The organism is Streptomyces sp. NBC_01304 (assembly GCF_035975855.1).
Taxonomy (GTDB): domain Bacteria; phylum Actinomycetota; class Actinomycetes; order Streptomycetales; family Streptomycetaceae; genus Streptomyces.
This window is the reverse complement of the sequence record NZ_CP109055.1, coordinates 9,705,176-9,721,206: the sequence shown is the minus strand read 5'-3', so window position 1 is coordinate 9,721,206 and position 16,031 is coordinate 9,705,176. Positions and strand designations below refer to the sequence as shown.

Annotated in this window: 15 protein-coding genes; 9 read left to right on the top strand and 6 right to left on the bottom strand. The window is 72.1% G+C overall.

The window, feature by feature from the left end; translation table 11 throughout:
- Window positions 1–323 precede the first annotated feature (323 nt).
- Window positions 324–1,208, bottom strand: a complete 885-nt coding sequence (locus OG430_RS43295) for an RNA polymerase sigma-70 factor (RefSeq protein WP_327358153.1) — start codon at window positions 1,206–1,208, stop codon at window positions 324–326.
- 115 nt (window positions 1,209–1,323) lie between these two features.
- On the opposite strand from OG430_RS43295, the gene OG430_RS43290 reads away from it, so the two are divergent.
- The 4 genes from OG430_RS43290 to OG430_RS43275 all read left to right on the top strand — a co-directional run bounded on the left by OG430_RS43290 (window position 1,324) and on the right by OG430_RS43275 (window position 6,233).
- Window positions 1,324–1,977, top strand: coding sequence for an NADPH-dependent F420 reductase (locus OG430_RS43290; RefSeq protein ID WP_327358152.1), 654 nt, complete (start codon window positions 1,324–1,326; stop codon window positions 1,975–1,977).
- A gap of 148 nt (window positions 1,978–2,125) precedes the next feature.
- Window positions 2,126–2,965 (top strand): alpha/beta fold hydrolase, encoded by an 840-nt coding sequence (locus OG430_RS43285; protein ID WP_327358151.1) that lies wholly within the window; start codon window positions 2,126–2,128, stop codon window positions 2,963–2,965.
- Between the two features lie 200 nt (window positions 2,966–3,165).
- On the top strand, window positions 3,166–4,752 hold the full coding sequence (locus OG430_RS43280; RefSeq protein WP_327358150.1) for an alkaline phosphatase D family protein: 1,587 nt from the start codon (window positions 3,166–3,168) through the stop codon (window positions 4,750–4,752).
- Window positions 4,753–4,850: 98 nt separating this feature from the next.
- Window positions 4,851–6,233, top strand: coding sequence for a GNAT family N-acetyltransferase (locus OG430_RS43275; protein ID WP_327358149.1), 1,383 nt, complete (start codon window positions 4,851–4,853; stop codon window positions 6,231–6,233).
- Window positions 6,234–6,293: 60 nt separating this feature from the next.
- On the opposite strand, the gene OG430_RS43270 is transcribed toward OG430_RS43275, so the two are convergent.
- Window positions 6,294–7,535 carry a trans-sulfuration enzyme family protein gene (locus OG430_RS43270; protein ID WP_327358148.1) on the bottom strand — a complete coding sequence of 414 codons (1,242 nt, stop codon included), beginning with the start codon at window positions 7,533–7,535 and terminating at the stop codon, window positions 6,294–6,296.
- 59 nt (window positions 7,536–7,594) lie between these two features.
- Here OG430_RS43270 and OG430_RS43265 point away from each other — a divergent pair, with 59 nt between their 5' ends.
- Together OG430_RS43265 and OG430_RS43260 are read left to right on the top strand one after the other, a co-directional pair.
- Complete coding sequence (locus OG430_RS43265; RefSeq protein WP_327358147.1) at window positions 7,595–8,119, top strand: Lrp/AsnC family transcriptional regulator; 525 nt, start codon at window positions 7,595–7,597, stop codon at window positions 8,117–8,119.
- 41 nt (window positions 8,120–8,160) lie between these two features.
- Complete coding sequence (locus OG430_RS43260; protein WP_327358146.1) at window positions 8,161–9,858, top strand: DUF885 domain-containing protein; 1,698 nt, start codon at window positions 8,161–8,163, stop codon at window positions 9,856–9,858.
- Between the two features lie 89 nt (window positions 9,859–9,947).
- Here the strand turns inward: OG430_RS43260 and OG430_RS43255 are convergent, their stop codons facing one another.
- Window positions 9,948–10,310, bottom strand: coding sequence for an ArsR/SmtB family transcription factor (locus OG430_RS43255; protein WP_327358145.1), 363 nt, complete (start codon window positions 10,308–10,310; stop codon window positions 9,948–9,950).
- Between the two features lie 97 nt (window positions 10,311–10,407).
- Between OG430_RS43255 and OG430_RS43250 the strand changes: the two genes are divergently transcribed.
- On the top strand, window positions 10,408–11,388 hold the full coding sequence (locus OG430_RS43250; RefSeq protein ID WP_327358144.1) for a quinone oxidoreductase family protein: 981 nt from the start codon (window positions 10,408–10,410) through the stop codon (window positions 11,386–11,388).
- A 5-nt stretch (window positions 11,389–11,393) separates the two neighbouring features.
- Complete coding sequence (locus OG430_RS43245; RefSeq protein WP_327358143.1) at window positions 11,394–12,371, top strand: 2-dehydropantoate 2-reductase; 978 nt, start codon at window positions 11,394–11,396, stop codon at window positions 12,369–12,371.
- A gap of 22 nt (window positions 12,372–12,393) precedes the next feature.
- On the opposite strand, the gene OG430_RS43240 is transcribed toward OG430_RS43245, so the two are convergent.
- The 3 genes from OG430_RS43240 to OG430_RS43230 are packed head-to-tail and all read right to left on the bottom strand — an operon-like array spanning window position 12,394 to window position 14,992.
- Window positions 12,394–13,239, bottom strand: a complete 846-nt coding sequence (locus OG430_RS43240) for an SDR family oxidoreductase (RefSeq protein ID WP_327358142.1) — start codon at window positions 13,237–13,239, stop codon at window positions 12,394–12,396.
- Between the two features lie 10 nt (window positions 13,240–13,249).
- Window positions 13,250–14,086 (bottom strand): MOSC domain-containing protein, encoded by an 837-nt coding sequence (locus tag OG430_RS43235; RefSeq protein ID WP_327358141.1) that lies wholly within the window; start codon window positions 14,084–14,086, stop codon window positions 13,250–13,252.
- 9 nt (window positions 14,087–14,095) lie between these two features.
- A complete protein-coding gene (locus OG430_RS43230; protein WP_327358140.1) occupies window positions 14,096–14,992 on the bottom strand; it encodes a bile acid:sodium symporter family protein in 897 nt (298 codons plus the stop codon).
- Window positions 14,993–15,195: 203 nt separating this feature from the next.
- Between OG430_RS43230 and OG430_RS43225 the strand changes: the two genes are divergently transcribed.
- Window positions 15,196–16,029 (top strand): ABC transporter ATP-binding protein, encoded by an 834-nt coding sequence (locus OG430_RS43225; RefSeq protein ID WP_327358139.1) that lies wholly within the window; start codon window positions 15,196–15,198, stop codon window positions 16,027–16,029.
- Window positions 16,030–16,031 lie beyond the last annotated feature (2 nt).

Below are 16,031 nucleotides of genomic sequence, written 5' to 3'. Positions count from 1 at the left end.
CTGGGTCCGATGCGCGACATGAAGACACTCTGTCGCAAGCCATTCACGGAGTGTTCTTACGGCCAACGCGCATGAGGCCCCCACCGGGAGCGGTGGGGGCCTCATGTGCATCTGCCGCGCAGGCGCGGCCAGTTGGGCTGCCGGGGCTAGGGCGTGTGTCGGAAGTCCCTCCTGCCCCGCGACGCCCGGCACGCACTCTCGCCGCACCGGGCGAAAGCCCAAGTACGTCCAGTACGAGGCCTTCCGCCCGGCACGCCGAGAGCACGCACCGGACGCCGCAGGGCCCGCCCTCCGGGCGGACGGAGGGACTTCCGACACACGCCCTAGTGGGGCACGAGGGACTGCAACTTGTCCGGGTTGCGCACGATGTACAGGCTTTGGATCTGGCCATCGACGACGTCCACCTGGAACACGCTGTCCGGGCGGCCCGCGGAGAGGACCAGGATCGCGGGGCCGCCGTTGAGTTCGACGAAGCGGATCTCCATGTCGGGGATGGGCTTCTGGGCGGCGCCGACCAGGAAGCGGCCCACCTTGTCGGCGGACTCGATGACGCGCAGCGGGGCCTTGGACTTGCCGCCGCTGTCGCCGACGAGCCGTACGTCGGGCGCGAGCAGGGACATCAGCCCTTCCAGGTCGCCCCCGGAGGCCGCGACGAGGAACCGCTCGGTCAGATCGCGGCGTTCGGCCGGGTCCACGTCGAAGCGCGGCTTGCGCTCGTCGACGTGCTTGCGGGCCCGGCCCGCGAGCTGCCGCACCGCCGCCTCGCTGCGGTCGAGGGTCGTGGCGATCTGCGCGAAGGGGAAGCCGAAGGCCTCGCGGAGCACGAACACCGCGCGCTCCAGGGGCGACAGGGATTCCATGACGACCAGGACGGCGAGCGAGACGGACTCGGCGAGCACGGCCTGCTCGGCGGTGTCCGGCACGGTGTACCCGAAGTCGGTGGCGAGCGGCTCGGGCAGCCAGGGTCCGACATAGGCCTCGCGCCGCGACTGCACGTGGCGCAGCCGGTCGATCGCGAGCCGCGTGGTGATGCGCACCAGGTACGCGCGCGGTTCCTTGACCTCCTCGCGGTCGGCGGCCGACCAGCGCAGCCATGCCTCCTGTACGACGTCCTCCGCGTCGGCCACGCGGCCGAGCATGCGGTAGGCGACGCCCGTCAGGACGGCACGGTGTTCCTCGAAGGCATCTGTCACGCTGTCGGTTTCCACCGTGCCATCCCAGCCGACGATCCCCCGCTCTGTCCAGGCGGAATGAGTGCGTCCCGGAGCACAATGGCCGCGTCGGGCCGCCCGACGGGCGGCACATCCCGGTGCGGAGGTGGACATGCGGTACGCGGTTCTCGGCACGGGCCAGGTCGGATGCACGCTCGGCTCCAAGCTGATCGAGCTGGGCCATGAAGTCACCATGGGCGCACGGCAGAAGGACCACGAGGGGGCGTTGGACTGGGTCGCCCGCAGCGGGCCGCGGGCGAGCTGCGGCACCTTCGCGGACGCCGCCGCCTTCGGCGAGGTGGCGTTCCTCGCGGTCGAAGGACGGTTCGCCCTGGACGCACTGCAGGACGCGGGCGAGGGGAACCTGGCGGGGAAGGTGCTCGTCGACGTGACGAATCCGATCGTCGTCGACAGGAGGGGGCTGCACATCTCGCCCGTCGAATCGGACAGTGCGGGCCAGCAGGTACAGCGGGCCTTCCCGCAGGCGCGCGTGGTGAAGGCGCTGAACACCGTCAATCACCTGATCATGGTCGATCCGGCCCTCGTTCCCGGTGAGCACCAGCTGTTCGTCTGCGGGGACGACACCGCGGCCAAGGAGCAGGTCACGGCGCTGCTCGGGGAGTTCGGGTGGCCGCCGCACCGGGTGCTCGACCTGGGCGGCATCCGGCATGCGCGCGACACCGAGATGATGATGCGGGTGTGGCTCTCGCTGATGGAGAGGTTCGGGCACGCGGAGTTCAACTGGGAGGTCCGGCGGGCTCGTTGAGGCCGGGTTCCGAACAGGGGGCTCGTTGAGGCCGGGTTCCGAACAGGGGCTACCGGACGGTAACGGTTACTGACAAGCTGTCTACAACGGTGCCGTCCGCCCGGCGGTCCCCGTCGCCCTGCCCGAGTCCCGCTCATCGAGGAGCAGCATGCCGCCCACCGCTTCCGTCAGCTCCTTCGAGATCGACACCCCGCGCGGGAAGCAAACGGCGTCCGTCGCGTATCACCGCGCGGGCCTCGGCGAGCCACTGCTCCTGCTGCACGGCATCGGCCACCACCGGCAGGCCTGGGACCCGGTCTTCGGCATCCTGGCGGCCGAGCGGGACGTCATAGCCGTCGATCTGCCCGGCTTCGGCGAATCCCCCGCACTGCCCGACGGAGTGGCGTACGACCTGTCGACGGTGGTGCCCACACTGGCCGCGCTCTGCAAGGAGCTGGGCATCGAACGGCCGCACGTGGCAGGGAATTCACTGGGCGGGCTGCTGGCCCTGGAGCTGGGCCGGGAGAACCTGGTGCGGTCGGTGACCGCGCTCTCACCGGCCGGGTTCTGGACCCGGGCGGAGCGGCGGTACGCGTTCGGGACGCTGCGCGGCATGCGGATCGGGGCGAGCTCGATGCCGCTGCCCCTGGTCGAGCGGTTGTCCCGCTCGACGGCCGGGCGGTTCGCGCTGACCAGCACCATCTACGCCCACCCGGGACGGCGTTCACCCGAGGCCGTCGTCGCCGAGACGCTCGCGCTGCGCGAGGCGACGGGCTTCGAGCAGACCCTCGCGGCCGGGCGCGACGTGCTCTTCCGCGACGACGTTCCCGGCATCCCCGTCACCATCGGCTGGGGCACCCGGGACCGGCTGCTGCTGCGCCGCCAGGGCGTTCGGGCCAAGCACATCATCCCCAAGGCGCGCCTCGTTCGGCTGCCCGGCTGCGGGCATGTGCCGATGCACGACGATCCGGCGGCGGTGGCGCGGGTCATCCTCGACACCTCCAAGTAGGGCCTCCCCGTAGGACCTCCCAGTAGGTCGGCGCGCGGCCCGACGGGTGAACGAGCCGTGCGACGGGTTCCCTTGAGTGCGGGGGCAGTTGTTCACTTGGGGTTTGCGTGCGCGCCGTGGCGCATCGTTAAGTGTGGTCCGGCACGCCTGTCCCACCCGCACTACCGAGCCCGCCCCGAGCCGTCCCTGGAGGCGCATCCATGTCCGCAGGCCCCAAGCCGAGCCCGCACCCCGCCCGCCGCTCCGTGCTGCGCGGCTCGCTCGCCGCGTCCGCCGCCCTCGCCCTGCCCGCGCTCGGCGGGGCGGCCGCGCCGGCGCTGGCCCTGTCGGGTCGGCCGAGGGCCGAGTGGGGCGTACAGGCCGGTGATGTGACGGCGCATTCGGGGCTTGTGTGGGTGCGCTCGGACCGGCCGGCCCGGATGGTCGTGGAGACGTCGGCCACCGAGTCCTTCCGGAATCCGACGAGATGGCAGGGGCCGCTGCTCGGCCCCGGCACCGACTTCACCGGTACGACCCGGCTGCGCGGCCTGCCGCCCGGCGAGCAGATCCACTACCGGGTCAGGCTCGCCGACCCGGACGACCCGCGCCGCACGGGCGAGCCGGTCACCGGCACCTTCCGCACCACGCCGGTCAAGCGCGGCGAGGGCGTCAAGTTCCTGTGGTCCGGGGACATCGCGGGCCAGGGCTGGGGCATCAACCCCGACCTCGGCGGCTATCGCATCTATGAGGAGATGCGGAAACTGAACCCCGACTTCTTCCTGTGCAGCGGGGACAACATCTACGCCGACGGCCCGATCCAGGCCAGTGTCACGCTGCCCGACGGCCGGGTGTGGCGCAACATCACCACTGAGGAGAAGGCGAAGGTCGCCGAGACCCTCGCGGAGTTCCGCGGCAACTTCCGCTACAACCTCCTGGACGACAACCTGCGGCGCTTCAACGCCCAGGTCCCGTCCATCGTCCAGTGGGACGACCACGAGGTGAAGAACAACTGGTACCCCGGCCAGATCCTCACCGACGACCGCTACACGGAGAAGGACGTCGACGTCCTCGCGGCCCGCTCGCTGCGGGCGTTCGGCGAGTACTTCCCCGTCTCGACCCTGCGCAAGGGCGACAAGGACGGCCGGGTCTACCGGGTCCTGCGCCAGGGCCCGCTGCTCGATGTCTTCGTGCTCGACATGCGCACGTACCGCAACGCCAACTCCCCCGGCCGGCAGACCGACGACCCGGTCGGCATCCTCGGCGCCGAGCAACTGGCGTGGCTGAAGCGGGAGCTGAAGCGCTCGCGGGCCGTGTGGAAGGTGATCGCCTCCGACATGCCGCTCGGCCTGGTGGTGGGTGACGGCGCGACGAACTTCGAGGCGGTCGCGCAGGGTGATCCGGGCGCGCCGCTCGGCCGTGAGCTGCAGCTCGCGGAGCTCCTTCGGCACATCAAGCACGAGCGGATCACCGGCACGCTGTGGCTGACCGCCGATGTGCACTACACCTCGGCGCAGCACTACGACCCGTCGCGGGCCGCGTTCAAGGACTTCGCGCCGTTCTGGGAGTTCGTGTCGGGCCCGCTCGCGGCGGGCGGCTTCCCGGCGGTGAAGCTGGACGGCACCTTCGGGCCCGAGCAGTCCTTCATCAAGGCGCCGACGCGGGCAAACGTTTCGCCGATGGAGTCGCCGCAGTACTTCGGCGAGGTCGACATCGACGGCGGCAGCGGGGAGCTGACGGTGCGGCTCCGCCAGGAGGGCGGGGGCGTGCTGTTCACGAAGGTGCTGCAGCCGGGCCGCGTAGGGCAGTAAGTGAACGGCAAACATTAAGAAACCGGACAGATGACCTCTTAACCGATCAGTCACAAAGCGTTCGTGATCACGCAACACCGATCGATCAGAGTGCGTCTATGACTGATGTGACGTCTCTGAAGAAGCAGCACCGCCACCACTGGCGGCGGGACCTCGTCGAACTGGCCGCCCTGTTCACGGCCGTCTCGGTGGCGGACACCCTCGCCAAGACGGTCGTACGGGGACCGAGCGGCCCCGTCATGCTGGTCGCGTCCGCGATCGCCCTGCTGTTCACCGCCGGGTTCCACACATGGTGGGCCCGGCGCCACAGCCATGCCCCTCCGGCCGATCCCGAAGCCCTCAAGCCGCCCGTGGTCGCATCTGCCACCGGCGCGACGACGCTGTGGCGGATGCGGACCACGGTGCGCGACGAGCCGGGCTCCCTGGCCGCCCTGTGCGCGGCCCTGGCCGGTCTCGGCGTCGACATCCTGAGCCTGCAGACCCATCCGCTGGCCGAGGGCACGGTCGACGAGCTCCTGCTGCGCGCCCCCGAGGACCGCGGCGCCGCCGACCTCACCCGGGCCGTCGCCGCCGCGGGCGGCAGCGGCACCTGGATCGAGCGCGGCGACGCCCACGACCTGGTGGACGCCCCCACCCGCGTCCTCGGCCTCGCCACCCGCACCGCCCTGGACGCGGCCGAACTCCCCCTGGCACTGCGCCAGTTGCTGGGCCGCTGCACCATCCGCTCACTGCCCGCGACCTCCCCGACGGGAGCGCGGCGCCCCGACGGGAGCGCGCCGGTGGAAGGCGTTCTGGACGGTACGTCGATGAAGCTGAGGGACCCCGCGGGCGGCACGATCACCGTGGAACGGCCCTATCTGCCGTTCACGCCCACCGAGTTCGCGCGCGCCCGCGCCCTGGTCGAGCTGGACGCCCGGCTCGGCCCGCGCATCCCCCGCAGCCAGGACATCCTGTCCCTGCCCGAGGGCCCCGACATCACGGTCCGCCGCGCCGACACCGCGGACGTCCGGGCGGCCAAGGCGATGCACGAGCGCTGCTCCCGGCGGACGCTGAGCCTGCGCTACCACGGCCCCGTGGGCGACGCCGACCGCTACCTGGGGCATCTGCTGAGCCCCCGCTACGGCCGCACCCTCGCCGTCCAGACCGCGTCCGGCCGCATGGTCGCGCTCGGCCATCTCTTGTGGGACGGCGACGAGACCGAGGTCGCCCTGCTCGTCGAAGACGAGTGGCAGCGCCGTGGCATCGGCACCGAACTCCTGGGCCGGCTGGTGGCGTTGGCCGTGGAGGCGGGCTGCGACAGCGTGTACGCGGTCACGCAGGCGGCCAACACCGGGATGGTGGCCGCCATGCGCGGACTCGGGCTGCCCCTCGACTACCAGATCGAGGAGGGCACCCTCGTCATCACGGCCCGGCTCGACGGGGCCGGGGCCCCGGCCGCCCCCGCCCCGGCCGCGTACGACGGAACGTACGAGAGCAATTGACGGCGACGTACGGGATGAGCCGACGTACGAGATGAACTGACGTACCCGGTGAACTGACCTCTAGGAGAAGCCGAGCGCCCGGTCCAGATCGCCCCACAGGTCCTCGACGTCCTCCAGGCCGACCGACATCCGCAGGAGCCGGTCGCTCACGCCGGACGACCTGCGGTCCCCGGCGTCCACGATGCGATGGCTGATGGACGCCGGGTGCTGGATGAGCGTGTCCACGCTGCCGAGGCTGACCGCCGGGGTGATCAGCCGCACCGCGGCGATCACCTCGTGCGGATCGCCCGCCACCTCGAAGGCGATCATCGCGCCGCCCAGCTTCGGGTAGTGCACCCGGCTCACGCGCGGGTCCACGGCGAGGCGTGCGGCGAGGTCCGCGGCGGTCGCGGAGGCGGCGCGCATGCGGACCGGGAGGGTGGACAGGCCGCGCAGGAGCAGATAGCCGGCGAGCGGGTGCAGGACGCCGCCGGTCGCGAAGCGGACCTGGCGCAGACCGCGGGCAAGCTCCTCGTCGCAGGCCACCACGCCGCCCAGGACGTCGCCGTGGCCGCCGAGGTACTTGGTCGCGCTGTGCAGGACCAGGCGAGCGCCCGATTCAACCGGGCGCTGCAGCACGGGAGTTGCGAAGGTGTTGTCGGCGAGCAGGGGCACCGAGCCGCAGGAGTGGGCGACGGCCCTGAGGTCGAGCTCCTTGAGCGTCGGATTGGCCGGGGACTCGACGACGACCAGGCCGGTGTCGGGGCGGATCGCGTCCGCGATGCCGGCCGGGTCGACCCAGGTGACCTCGGTGCCGAGCAGGCCCGCGGTCAGCAGATGGTCGCTGCAGCCGTAGAGCGGGCGGACCGCGACCACATGGCGCAGGCCGGCGGCGGCACGTACCAGCAGGACCGCCGTGAGCGCCGCCATGCCGCTGGCGAACGCGACTGCGGACTCGGTGCCCTCCAGGCGGGCGAGCGCCGTCTCGAAGCGGGCGACCGTGGGGTTGGAGAGGCGGCCGTAGACGGGCGGGCCGTCGTCGAGGGCGCCCGTCGCGGCGAAGGCGTCGATGCGGGCGGCCTCGCCCCGGCTGTCGTACGAGGGGTAGGTGGTGGACAGGTCGAGCGGCGGCGCGTGCAGACCGAGGGAGGCGAGGTCCTCGCGTCCGGCGTGCACGGCCTCGGTGGCCAGCGACCGGGGTGTGGTCGCGGCGAGCGTCGGCCGGTGAGCCTCGGCCGCGGTGTCCGGGACCGTGGCGTCCGGGGCTGCGGCGTCGAGCGAGGCGGAGTCCAGGGCTGTGGAGTCCATGGCTGTGGTGTCCATGGTCAAAGGCTGAACGCAGCACGGGATCCTGGCGCGATATCCCGTGCTAATTTCGGCCAATGGCCGATTCTGTCGAACTGGACCCGGTGGACCTGCACATTCTGCGGCTCCTGCAGAACGACGCCCGGACCACCTATCGCGACCTCGCCGCCCAGGTCGGTGTCGCCGCCTCGACCTGTCTGGACCGGGTGGCGCGGCTGCGCCGCTCCGGAGTGATTCTCGGCCATCAGCTGCGGGTCGATCCGGTGCGGCTCGGGCGTGGCCTGGAAGCGCTGCTCTCGGTGCAGGTCAGACCGCACCGGCGGGAGCTGGTCGGGCCGTTCGTGGACCGGATCAGGGCGCTGCCCCAGTCGCGGGCGCTGTTCCATCTGACCGGGCCCGACGACTACTTGGTGCATGTGGCCGTGGCCGACGCCGCGGAGCTCCAGCGCCTCGTGCTCGACGAATTCACCGCGCACCGTGAAGTGGCGCGCGTGGAAACCCGGTTGATCTTCCAGCAGTGGGACTGCGGGCCGCTGATGCCGCCGGGGGCCGAGGATCGGGAGAGCGCCGACGGCCGAGTTCCGGGGACCGCCGAGAGCTGAATCAAGTGACGCGGAGCCGGTCGTCGTACGAGTATGGCCGCATGTCAGACACCATGCGCAGCCCGCTGCCCCGCCAGGTCGCCGACGCCTACGTCGACGACCTCATCGCCCTCGACCCGATCACCGGCACCTTCCTCGGCGTGGCCGAGAGTTCGGGGAAGCTGCCCGACTTCTCCCCGGCGGGCGCCGAGGCGCTCGCCGATCTGGCCCGCGCCACGCTGGCGCGCCTGGACGAGGCCGAGAAGGCCCCGGGCGGCGACAGCCCGGTCGAGCGGCGCTGCGCCCGCCTGCTGCGCGAGCGGCTCACGGCGGAGCTGGCCGTTCACGAGGCGGACGAATCGCTGCGCGCGGTCAGCAACCTGCACTCGCCCGCGCACGCGGTGCGCGAGGTGTTCACGGTGACGCCGGCCGAGACGGACGAGGACTGGGCCGCGATCGTCGCGCGGCTGCGCGCGGTGCCCGTGGCGCTCGCCGGCTACCGCGAATCCCTCGCCCTCGGCCTGGAGCGCAAGCTGTACGGCAGCCCGCGGGCCACCGACACCTTCGTCGGGCAGCTGGCCTCCTGGTCCGGCGAGGGCTCGGCGGACGGGCGAGGCTGGTTCGAGGGGTACGCGGCGGCCGGGCCCGAGGCGCTGCGCACCGAGCTGGACGCGGCGGCGGGCGAGGCGACCGCGGCCGTGGCGGAGCTGCGCGACTGGATGCGGCAGGTGTACGCGCCGGCGGTGGCGGGCGCCCCGGACACGGTCGGCCGGGAGCGGTACGCGCGCTGGTCGCGGTACTTCAACGGCACGGATCTCGATCTGGACGAGGCGTACGCGTACGGCTGGTCCGAGTACCACCGCATCCTCGGCGAGATGAAGACGGAGGCCGAGAAGGTCCTGCCGGGCGCGGCGACGCCCTGGGTGGCGCTCGCGCACCTCGACGAGCACGGTGCGCACATCGAGGGCGTCGACGCGGTGCGGGACTGGCTGCAGTCCGTGATGGACGAGGCGATGGACGCGCTCGACGGCACGCACTTCGAACTCGCCGAGCGGGTACGGCGAGTGGAGTCCCGCATCGCGCCTGCGGGCGGCGCCGCCGCGCCGTACTACACGCCGCCGACGCCGGACTTCTCGCGGCCCGGCATCACCTGGCTGCCGACGATGGGCGAGACCCGCTTCCCGGTCTACGACCTGGTGTCCACCTGGTACCACGAGGGCGTGCCCGGGCATCATCTGCAGCTCGCGCAGTGGGCGCACGTGGCCGAGGACCTCTCGCGCTACCAGGCCACGGTCGGCATGGTCAGCGCCAACGCCGAGGGCTGGGCGCTGTATGCGGAGCGGCTGATGGACGAGCTGGGCTTCCTCACCGACGCGGAGAAGCGCCTCGGCTACCTCGACGCGCAGATGATGCGGGCCGCCCGCGTCATCGTCGACATCGGCATGCACCTGGGGCTGGAGATCCCGGCCGACTCGCCCTTCCACCCCGGTGAGCGCTGGACCCCCGCGCTGGCCCAGGAGTTCTTCGGCCTGCACAGCGGCCGGCCCGCCGACTTCGTGGAGAGCGAGCTGGTCCGCTACCTGTCCATGCCGGGGCAGGCCATCGGCTACAAGCTGGGCGAGCGGGCGTGGCTGCTCGGGCGCGCCAACGCCCGTGCCGCGCACGGGGATTCCTTCGACGCGAAGGCGTGGCACATGGCGGCGCTCTCGCAGGGGTCGCTCGGGCTCGACGATCTGGTGGAGGAGCTTTCGGCGCTCTGACGCACACCTGGGGCCCGCTCCGGATCCGGCCGATCGGCCGGGTTCGGGGCGGGCCCTTCGTCATGCGCGAAGTCGCGGGTACGCAGCCGCTAGCCGACGTCGTCCGCGCGCAGAACCAGAGCGAGCAGCCCAGGGAACCGCGCCTCGAATTCCTCCGTACGCAGCCGGTTGATCCGCTTGGCCCCTTGATCGCGCTGCTCGACCAGGCCCGCACCGCGCAGCACGGTGAAGTGGTGGCTGAGCGCGGCCTTGCCCACCGGCACGTCGAAGCTTCCGCAGGCCCGCGTCCAGTCGTCGCTGCCCGCCAACTCCCTTACCAGCGTGAGGCGTACGGGGTCGGCGAGCGCGGACAGCGCGGCGAGGAGGGAGACGTCGTCGGGGTCGGTGTGCACCGGAGCGACGCGATGCCCGGCGGCCGTGACCGCGCCCTTGCCCTCGGTCTGATTCGCCATGCCTTCCTCCTTGCAGAGTGTTCGATGAGAATCATACACTCCGAGTGTTCGCTTTTCATTGAACACCTGCCACGCCTATCGAGAGGTGCGAACTGTCATGCGCGCAGTGCAGATCCAGGAGTACGGCGGCCCCGAGATCCTCAAGGTCGTCGAGGCCGGGGTTCCCGAGCCCGCGCCGGGCCAGGTCACGATCGACGCCGCCTACGCGGGCGTGAACTTCGCCGACCTCAAGGCCCGCAGCGAGGGATACCAGGTGAAGTCGCTGCCGTTCCGGCCCGGCCTGGAGGTCTCCGGCCGGATCCGGGCCGTCGGCGAGGGCGTGACCGGTCTGCGCGTCGGGCAGGAGGTCGCGGCGTTCACCGGCAGCGGCGCCTACGCCGAGGTGGTGGCCGCCGACGCCGCCGCGACCTTCCCGCTCCCCGCCGGCATCGACCTGCGCACCGCGGCCTCACTGCCCACGGTGCTGCCCACCGCGCACGCCCTGCTGCACGAGATCGGGCGGCTGCGGGCAGGTGAGACCGTCCTTGTGCAGGGCGCGGCCGGCGGTGTCGGCACGGTCGCCGGGCAGTTGGCCCGGGCGGCGGGCGCGGGCGCGGTGTACGGCGTGGCCTCCTCCGCGGCCAAGGCGAAGTACGCGCTGGAGCACGGCTACGACGAGGTCTTCACCGCGGACACCTTCCCCGAGGAGGTGCGCCGCGCCACCGGGGGCCGTGGGGTCGACCTGGTCCTCGACCCGGTGGGCGGCGACACCTTGCGCCAAGGCCTGGACGCGCTGGCGGTGTTCGGGCGTCTGGTCTCGTACGGCAACGCGAGTGGTGCCGAGCCGTGGCAGGTCGGCCGGCCCGAGCTGTACCCGCAGGGGCGCTCGGTCGCCGGGTTCTCCATTCTGACGCTGGCCCAGGTGGCTCCCGAGGCGCTGCGGTCGCTCGCCGAGCGTGCCTTCCGCACGGTCTCCGACGGGACGGTGGCGCTGCCGGTGACCGCGGAGTTCGCGCTGGACGAGGCGCCCGAGGCCCATCGCCTCATGGAAGGGCGTGCCTCCACGGGCAAGTTGCTGCTGCGGATCGGCGGCCGATGATGGCGGTGAAGAGGATCCTGGTCGTCGGCGCGGGCGCCACCGGAGGGTTCTTCGGCGCCCGTCTCGTCCAGGCGGGACAGGACGTCACCTTCCTGGTACGTCCCCGCCGGGCCGCCCTGCTGCGGGAGCGGGGCCTGCGCCTCACCGGGCTCGGCGAGGATGAGGTGATCGCTCCGCGCCTGGTCACCGCGGCCGAACTGGATGAGGCCCATGACCTGGCAGAGCCACGTGACCTCGCCGACCCCTACGACCTGGTGCTGCTCTCGGTGAAGGCCACCGCCCTGGAGCAGGCCATGGACGACATCGCACCGGCGGTCGGCCCGCGCACGGCGATCGTGCCGCTGCTCAACGGCATGGCTCATCTCACCGCGCTCACCGCACGGTTCGGCGCTTCGTCGGTGCTCGGCGGCGCCGCCAAGATGATCACGACGGTGAACGGCGACGGGGACATCGTGCGCCTCGCCCCCTTGGCCGTTCTGGACATCGGCGAACAGGACGGTCGCCCGTCGCCGCGCACCGAGGAGATCCGCACGGTGTTCGCCGATGCGGGGATCGAGGCGGGCGTGGCGGCGGACATCGTCGCGGCGATGTGGCACAAGTGGGTGTTCATCACCACCGTCGCCGCCGTCACTTGTCTGATGCGCGGCACCGGCGACGACATCGGGGCCGTCCCGGGCGGTGCCGACTTCGCGGCCGGTGTCCTGGCCGAGTCGGCGGCGGTGGCAGGTGCAGCCGGTTTCCCCGTACCGGAGGAGCAACTGGCCGCCACCGCACGGACGGTGACCGGCAGGGGGTCGTCGCTGACCGTGTCCATGCATCGCGATGTGACGGAGGGCCGCCCGACGGAGGTCGAGCACGTCCTCGGCGACTTCCTGGCGCACGCCCGTACCCACTCGGTCGCCACACCGCTGCTCGACCTGGCCACCCTGCACCTGCGCGTCCACCAGCACCGCGTGGAGCGGAGCACGCCCGCGCGGGCGTGAGCCCCGCCCCTCCTGCAAGGGCTCAGCGCCGGAAGCCGCCCTCCGAGTCCAGTACGTTCCCGGTCAGCCACTCGGCCTCGTCCGTGGCGAGCCAGGCGATCAGACGTGCCGGATCGTCCGGCATCCCCCACCGCCCGGCCGGGAACATCCCCGCGATCCCGTCGTACGCGTCCCCCGACAGGTAACCCGTGTCCACGGGGCCCGGGTTGACCGTGTTCACCGTCACCGCGAGCTCCGCGAGGGCCGTGGCGAGGGTGCGGGTCGCCGAGGCGAGCGCGCCCTTCTGGAGTGCGTACGCGATCTCGCCGGGCATGCCGCCCGCGATGTCCTGCCCGGACGTCATCATCACCACCCGGCCGCCCGGCGTACGGGGCGGGAGTTGGGCGCGCAGCCGGGCATAGGCCTGGACGAGGAGGATCACCGAGCGGGTGTCGACGTCCCAGTGGCGGTCGAGCATCTCGGCGTCGATCGCGTCGAGTTCACCGTCGGAGCCGCTCAGCGCGTGGTTGGCGACGAGGATGTCGATGCGCCCGCCGAGCGCCTCGGCCGCGGTGGCGACGAGCCGGGCGGGTTCGTCCGGGTCCGCCAAGTCGCCCGGTCCGTCGAGGACTTGGGCCCCGGGAACGGCGAGCGCCTCGCGGACCGAGGCGACCACGTCGTGCGGTGTGTCGGCGCCCCACGGCTGGGCGGCGTCGTGCGGGACGTGGTGGTGCAGATAGACGCTCGCCCCGTACGCGGCGAGCCTGCGCGCCACGGCGTGCCCGATGCCGTCGCGCCGGCTGGCACCGGTGACGAGGGCGGTGCGGCCGCGCAGCGGGTGGGGGTCGCGGCGGAGTTGGTCGGTGGTGGGGTGCGACGGCTTCGGCATGGCGATCATGCTAAGAGCCCGTACCGGTATGCGACTCCCAAGCCGTGACACCCAGTTCGTCCCCGAGTCCCAGCTTCCCCGTCCGCAGCACCGAGAACTTCGAGCCGAAGATCACGCCTTTGTCGGGCCCGCGCCGATAGGTGGCGAGGGTCCGCAGCGGTTCCGGGCCCGGCTTGGCTCCCGTGTCCTGGTCGACGAGGGTGACGGCGCAGCGCACGGCGAGCTTGGCGAAGGCGAGCGCGGTGTCGCCGACCTCGATGTGGCGGGCCAGGTCCTCGCGGTGCGGCTCACTCCAGCCGTCGACCACGATGTTGGGACGGAAGCGGCTCATCGGCAGGGGGTCGCGGCCCGCCTCGGTGATGCGCCGGTTGAGTTCGTCGAGGCTGGCCAGGGAGATCATGTGGAGGGGGCTGCTGTCGGCCCAGCCCGAGGTGCCGGGGGTGAGGCCGTCGGCGATCCGGTCGTGCTCGGGCGGTACGCGTACGAGCCGGCTGTCCTTGCCCAGGAAGTCGGACAGCCAACGGGCGACGGCCGCCCCCTGGTCGATGGCGCGGAACGGCTCGCCGAACAACTCCACGTCGCCGCGCGCCGATTCGAGGTCCACCGCGACTTCCAGGGGTTCCTGCCCCGGCGCCCGCAGCGTGAGCCGCTCGCCGTCGGGGCTCGGCTCGGGCCGGATCAGCGCGAGCCGGGGGTCCCTGCGCTGGCTGCGGAACACTCCCCCGGTGTCGGTGACCATGAAGCTGCGGTCATGCGGCAGCCCGGCCGGGGTGAGCTGGGCCTGGGATACCCGGACCCCCGCGCACCCTTTGACGGGATAGGTGATCAAATCGACGACGCTAGCCATGCGATCACACTAACCGCCGCCCCGCGCCCCCGACTTCTGCCGCTCCCCCACCCGTCGCAGCAGCAACCCGGCCGCCCCGGCGGTGAAGTACATCAGGATCCCGTACACCGCGGCCGGCACCGCCATCTCGGTGCTGTCCAGGAGGGACGGGCTCAGCGCGATGGTCAGGGCGAGGGAGGTGTTGTGCATGCCGATCTCGAAGCAGGCCGCCACCGACTGCGCGTGCCCCGCCCGCGACACCCGGGCCGCGCCGTACCCCGCGGCGAGGGAGACCACGCTGAGCAGCGCCGCCACCGGACCGACCTCGACCGTGTACTCGCCGACATTGCCGCGCTCGGCGAGCAGGGCCGCCACGATGATCACGGCCAGGATGGTCAGGCAGAGCACCTTCACCGGGCGTTCGGCCCGCAACGCGAAGGCCTCGCGGCGGGCGCGTACCCACATCCCCACGGCCACCGGCACCAGGATCAGCGCGAAGACCTGGACGGTCTTGGTGAACTGCAGCCCCACCGAGTCGCCCGACCCCGCCGGGTCGAAGTGGTCGATCGCCAGGTTCACCACCAGCGGCAGCGTGACGACGGCGAGCACCGAATTGATGGCCGTGAGCGTGATGTTGAGGGCCACGTCGCCGCCGAAGAGATGGCTGTAGACGTTGGCCATCGTGCCGCCGGGCGACGCGGCGAGCAGCATCATCCCCACGGCGGGCGCCGCCGCGAGCCCGAAGGCCTCCACGAGGCCGAAGCAGACGAAGGGCAGCAGCACCAGCTGACAGCCGAGCGCGACGGCGACGGTCCGCGGATAGTCGGCCACCCTGCGGAAGTCCGCGACGGTGAGGCTCATGCCGAGCCCGAACATGACCACGGCGAGCACGAGCGGCAGCAGGACGGTCACGAGGGGAGAGTCCACCCGGCACAGCCTGAGGCCGGCCGGCAAAGGAGTCCAGAGCCATGCGCGCAGGAGGCCAGGCCCCCGCGGGGGTGTACCCAGCACCACCCCTGACTTGGGGACGTACGCCCAATGTGCCCGCCCGCCCCCGCCCGTAGCTTCGTAATCGAGGCGCGGACAGTGCCCGGCACCACAGGAAATGCCTGGCAGAGAGGGATGGGACCATGTTTCGTCGATCGAGCAAGAGCGAGCCCGCGAGGCGCAGTTCGGAGGCTCTGCGCCTGGTGAAGGTGAGCAAGACCTATGGCGGCGGGGAGACCGCCGAAAGGGCAGCCAATGCGGTGACCGCGCTGGACGGCGTCACGCTGAGCCTGACCGCCGGAACCTTCACCGCCGTGATGGGCCCGTCCGGTTCCGGCAAGTCGACGCTGCTGCAGTGCGCGGCGGGCCTCGACCGGCCGGACAGCGGCATCGTGGTGGTGGACGGCGAGGAGATGACGGGCGGCAGCGAGGCCGCGCTGACGAAGTTCCGGCGCCGTCGGATCGGCTTCGTCTTCCAGCAGTACAACCTGCTGCCCACGCTCACCGTCGCGCAGAACACCACGCTCCCGCTGAAGCTCGCGGGCCGCCGCATCGACCACGGCCGGGCGCGGGAGATCCTTGCCCAGGTCGGCCTCGGCGACCGGCTCGGGCACCGCCCCGACCAGCTGTCCGGCGGCCAGCGCCAGCGCGTCGCGATCGCCCGCGCCCTGGTCACCGAGCCGAGCGTGATCTTCGCGGACGAGCCGACCGGCGCGCTCGACACCCGTAGTGCCCGCGAGGTGCTTCGGCTGCTCCAGGAGGCGGTGCGGGTGCACGGCCGGACCGTGGTGATGGTGACGCACGACCCGGTGGCGGCCTCGTACGCGGACTCCGTGCTGTTCCTCGCGGACGGCCGGATCGCGGGCGAGATGCACGCGCCGACGGTGGACGCGGTGGCAGAGCGCCTGGCGCACCTGGGCGACGTCGTCGCCGGCCCGCAGGACAGCAACTCCTACGACACCTCGATGGGGGTGTGAGC

What these genes read in the sequence shown, in the direction of transcription:
- OG430_RS43290 (WP_327358152.1), top strand. Translation starts at nt 1,324, where the DNA reads ATGCGGTACGCGGTTCTCGGCACGGGCCAGGTCGGATGCACGCTCGGC.
- OG430_RS43250 (WP_327358144.1), top strand. Translation starts at nt 10,408, where the DNA reads ATGCGCGCAGTGCAGATCCAGGAGTACGGCGGCCCCGAGATCCTCAAG.
- OG430_RS43235 (WP_327358141.1), bottom strand. Translation starts at nt 14,086, where the DNA reads ATGGCTAGCGTCGTCGATTTGATCACCTATCCCGTCAAAGGGTGCGCG.
- OG430_RS43240 (WP_327358142.1), bottom strand. Translation starts at nt 13,239, where the DNA reads ATGCCGAAGCCGTCGCACCCCACCACCGACCAACTCCGCCGCGACCCC.
- OG430_RS43280 (WP_327358150.1), top strand. Translation starts at nt 3,166, where the DNA reads ATGTCCGCAGGCCCCAAGCCGAGCCCGCACCCCGCCCGCCGCTCCGTG.
- OG430_RS43265 (WP_327358147.1), top strand. Translation starts at nt 7,595, where the DNA reads ATGGCCGATTCTGTCGAACTGGACCCGGTGGACCTGCACATTCTGCGG.
- OG430_RS43260 (WP_327358146.1), top strand. Translation starts at nt 8,161, where the DNA reads ATGTCAGACACCATGCGCAGCCCGCTGCCCCGCCAGGTCGCCGACGCC.
- OG430_RS43255 (WP_327358145.1), bottom strand. Translation starts at nt 10,310, where the DNA reads ATGGCGAATCAGACCGAGGGCAAGGGCGCGGTCACGGCCGCCGGGCAT.
- OG430_RS43270 (WP_327358148.1), bottom strand. Translation starts at nt 7,535, where the DNA reads ATGGACACCACAGCCATGGACTCCACAGCCCTGGACTCCGCCTCGCTC.
- OG430_RS43285 (WP_327358151.1), top strand. Translation starts at nt 2,126, where the DNA reads ATGCCGCCCACCGCTTCCGTCAGCTCCTTCGAGATCGACACCCCGCGC.
- OG430_RS43225 (WP_327358139.1), top strand. Translation starts at nt 15,196, where the DNA reads ATGTTTCGTCGATCGAGCAAGAGCGAGCCCGCGAGGCGCAGTTCGGAG.
- OG430_RS43275 (WP_327358149.1), top strand. Translation starts at nt 4,851, where the DNA reads ATGACTGATGTGACGTCTCTGAAGAAGCAGCACCGCCACCACTGGCGG.